Source organism: Oleiphilus sp. HI0067, from assembly GCF_001635735.1.
Window position 1 is genome coordinate 1 of record NZ_LWFI01000093.1, and the last position, 873, is coordinate 873.

General features: G+C 47.5%; 1 protein-coding gene. It reads left to right on the forward strand.

Annotation, left to right across the window (positions count from 1 at the left end; all coding sequences use genetic code 11):
- A partial coding sequence (gene priA / locus A3739_RS01355; RefSeq protein ID WP_068499956.1) for a primosomal protein N' occupies positions 1–873 on the forward strand: 873 nt, incomplete at both ends.

An 873-nucleotide genomic window follows, 5' to 3' on the forward strand; every position in this document is an offset into this window, starting at 1 on the left:
GGGCGCAGCTCAACCAATGCCCTGTTATTCTTGGCAGCGCCACCCCTTCATCAGACAGCTCTCTCAACATTTTGGAAGGACGATTCAAACACTTAACACTGAAACATCGTGCCAAGAAAAGCGTATTGCCCAGCGTCAGCCTTGAAGATATGAGAGCGCTAAAGTCTAAGGACATTCTTAGCCCACGAACATTGGCACGCATCAAATCAGAAATTGATCAAAACAATCAGGTCATTATTTTCCATAACCGCCGAGGTCTCGCGCCGAGTTTAATGTGCTTTGATTGTGGCTGGATATGCCACTGCCCTAACTGTGACGCGCGAATGACCGTGCACAACACTCCTGCGCATCTACATTGTCATCATTGCGACCACAAACATCAGATCAGCCACCAATGTCCAGAGTGCCAAGGTACAAATGTGAATGCAGTTGGTGCAGGCACAGAACGTATAGAACAAATACTTAATTATTATTTCCCGCATACCCGAACGCTGCGCCTCGATCGCGACAACATTAAAAACCAAACACAATTGGACGAATGCATCACAGAGATTCGAGATGGCTCCCCTTGCTTAATTGTAGGCACACAGATGCTTGCAAAAGGACATGATTTTCCAGACGTCACACTCGTTGTTGTCGTCGATGCGGACGGCCTATTTTTTAGCTCAGACTTCCGGGCAATGGAAAAAGGTGCTCAACAATTATTGCAAGTTGCGGGCAGGGCTGGCCGCGGAGAAAAAGCAGGGCATGTAGCGATACAAACACGCCAACCCGAGCACTCACTCTTCGAGACCTTAAAACAACACGATTATCACAGCTTTATGGAAAATGAGTTGCGAGAAAGACAGCTCTGCGCACTGCCACCATTTAGTA